General features: G+C 70.9%; 3 protein-coding genes. All 3 read right to left on the bottom strand.

The genetic code is table 11. The annotated features are described in order from the left end of the window. Positions 1–60 precede the first annotated feature (60 nt). The gene (locus FJ108_18415) at positions 61–921 is read right to left on the bottom strand and encodes a CoA ester lyase (GenBank protein MBM4337867.1); all 861 of its coding nucleotides are present in this window, start codon (positions 919–921) and stop codon (positions 61–63) included. Between the two features lie 60 nt (positions 922–981). Continuing rightward, positions 982–2,112 (bottom strand): LysM peptidoglycan-binding domain-containing protein, encoded by a 1,131-nt coding sequence (locus tag FJ108_18410; protein MBM4337866.1) that lies wholly within the window; start codon positions 2,110–2,112, stop codon positions 982–984. A 69-nt stretch (positions 2,113–2,181) separates the two neighbouring features. Further along, the coding region (locus FJ108_18405) for a tetratricopeptide repeat protein (GenBank protein ID MBM4337865.1) at positions 2,182–2,501 on the bottom strand (320 nt) is incomplete at its 5' end.

Genomic DNA, 2,501 nt, shown 5'->3' with positions numbered 1-2,501 from the left:
GACGCTCTTCGCGACGACGGTGGAGCTCTCCGAGCAGGCCGCCGAGCCGGGCAGCGCGGGCTAGCTCGCGCCGGACCTGGCGAGGATGCGCTGCGCCTGCAAGAGGTGCGGGCGGTCGAGCATGCTGCCGTCCAGGGCCACGGTGCCGGCCCGTGGAGCGGCCTCGAACGCCGCGACCACGCGGCGCGCGTGCGCGAGCTCCTCCGCGGTCGGCGTGAAGCCGCGCTGGATGATCGGCACCTGGTCGGGGTGGATCGCGAGCTTGCCGGTGAAGCCGTCCTGTCGCGCGCGCGCCGCGCTCGCCTCCAGGCCCGCCAGGTCGCGGAAATCCGGGTGGACCGTGTCGAGCGGCTGCACGCCGGCCGCGACCGCGGCGGCCAGGCAGAGAGCGCGCGCGAGCTGGTAGACGAACGCGAGCTCGCCGTCCGGACCGCGATTGGTGGTGGCTCCTAGCGCGGCCGGAAGGTCTTCGGCGCCCCAGGTGAGCCCGTGCAGGCGTGGGCTCGCTCCCGTGTAGCTGCCCAGCTGGAACAGCGAGCCCGCGGTCTCGGTCGCGACCGGCAGGATTCGCGTCGTGCCCGGCGCTACGCCGTCGCGCGCCTCGAGCGCGGAGAGGTAGTGATCGAGCCGGACCACGTCGGCGGCCGAGCCGGTCTTCGGCACGACGATTCCGTCGGGCGCGCCTGGCACGACGGCGGCCAGATCCGCGAGCGCCTCGGCCGAGTCGAGCGGATTGATCCGAACGAAGATCGCAGGCCTGCGCGGACTCATGCGCGCGCCGAGGTACTCGCGGACCAGACCGCGCGCGTGCGGGCGCCGCTCGGCGGCGACGGCGTCCTCGAGATCCAGGATCAGTGCGTCCGCGCCGCAGTCGTCACCCTTGGCGAGCTTGCGCTCGCTGTCGCCCGGAACGAAGAGCATCGCGCGGAAGACCACTGCCGCAGCGTAGCCGAATCCGTCCGATGCGGGACTCGTCGCGGCTCAGGGTCGGTTGCGGAAGCTGTCGCCGACGACCAGCTCGCGGTCCGAACGCGTCACGAGCGCGAGCGCGGTCTTCTCGTTCGACTTCACCACGAAGACCTCGCCCACGACGTCGTCCGGCACCATCATCATCTCCGACGAGAGCGGATCGCGGGCCGGTCGTCCGGCGCGGAACACGACGAGCCGTCGCCCCGGCACGACACCGCTTCGCGTACCCTGATCGAGGATCACGAAGTCGCGGTCGCCGACGCGGAGCCGGTAGGGCTCGAAGGCGACGATCTCGCCCCGCACCGCCTGGTCGACGTGCACCTCGGTGATCGCGTCGGGCTCCTCGACGAAGGGCATCACGCGGTCCCCGGGCTCCATCTCCGCCCACGACTCGGTGATGCGCATCCACGAGGTCTCGGGCAGAAGCTCCGTGACCTCGGCCTTTCCGAGCACCTGCACGAAGTAGCCCAGGCGCTCCCCGGTCTCGGGATGGCGCAGCTCGCGGCGGATGCGGAAGACCGTGTAGGCGTCGCCGACGTGGGCCTGGCCCTCGCCGACACTGGCGATCGAGCGCTGGCCCTGGACGATCCAGTAGTTCTCCTCGTGATTGCCCATCAGCGCGCCGCTGGTCTTCAGCGCGTCGTCCGTGACGAAGCTCAGGCCCTGCAGCGTCGGGATCGCGAGCTTGAAGTCGTCGGTCACCTGCGTTCCGTCGAGCGACGCGAACGGGTCCGGCTCTTCGGAGGGCTCGACGATCTTGCGGGCTTCGGGCGCAGGCGCCTCGGGAGCCGGCGCCGCGGGCAGCTCCGCCTGCGCCTCGGGGGCGAGGCCCGCCGCGGCCAGCCGGGCGGCCTCCTCGGGGGTGAGCTTGCGCATCATGCCCTCGGAGATCCAGATCAGCTCGCCGGGGTAGATCCGGTGCGGATTGGCGATCTCCGCCTCGTTCTCCTTCCAGACCGACGGCCAGATCCAGGGAGTGCCTAGGTAGGTCTGCGAGATGGCCCAGAGCGTGTCGCCCTTCTGGACCTTGTAGATCTGTCCCTTCTTGCCGTCGGGTGTCACGCCCGTTCCCTGCCCCTGCGCGACGCAGAGACCCGGCAGAACCAGGACGACGGCCAGCACGATGGAGCGCAGCGAGGACATGGATTCCCCTTTCCTCGACGCGCATCGGCAGCGCCTACGCGAGCCTTTAGGCAGGAATCCGGTGCCGGTTCAGCCGGCTTGGAGCTGCTTCAGGAGCTTCTCCGCGGCGTCGCGCTCGGCGAAGTTCGAGCTCTCTTCGAGGGCGCGCTTGAGCTCCTCGACGGCGCGGTCGCGCTCGCCGTTCTTCTCGTACGCCGAGGCGAGGTGGAACCGGACCGTGCCCCGAAGCGGGTGGCCGCTGGGGTAGCCGTCGATCGACTCCCGGAACAGCGCGATCGCGGCCGAGGGGATGCCTTTCTTGTACATCACCCAGCCCAGCGTATCGGCGATGCTCGGGTCGTTGGGCATCGCGTTCTTCGCGTCCTGCGCCAGCTGGAGCGCGCGGTCGA

The sequence above is a fragment of the Deltaproteobacteria bacterium genome, assembly GCA_016875225.1.
Lineage (GTDB): Bacteria > Myxococcota_A > UBA9160 > SZUA-336 > SZUA-336 > VGRW01.
The sequence above is the reverse complement of the archived record's forward strand: the minus strand, read 5'-3'. Positions and strand labels throughout refer to the sequence as shown.

Excerpts from the sequence above, each read along its gene's own strand:
- FJ108_18410 (MBM4337866.1), bottom strand. The coding sequence starts at position 2,112 with ATGTCCTCGCTGCGCTCCATCGTGCTGGCCGTCGTCCTGGTTCTGCCG.
- FJ108_18415 (MBM4337867.1), bottom strand. The coding sequence starts at position 921 with ATGCTCTTCGTTCCGGGCGACAGCGAGCGCAAGCTCGCCAAGGGTGAC.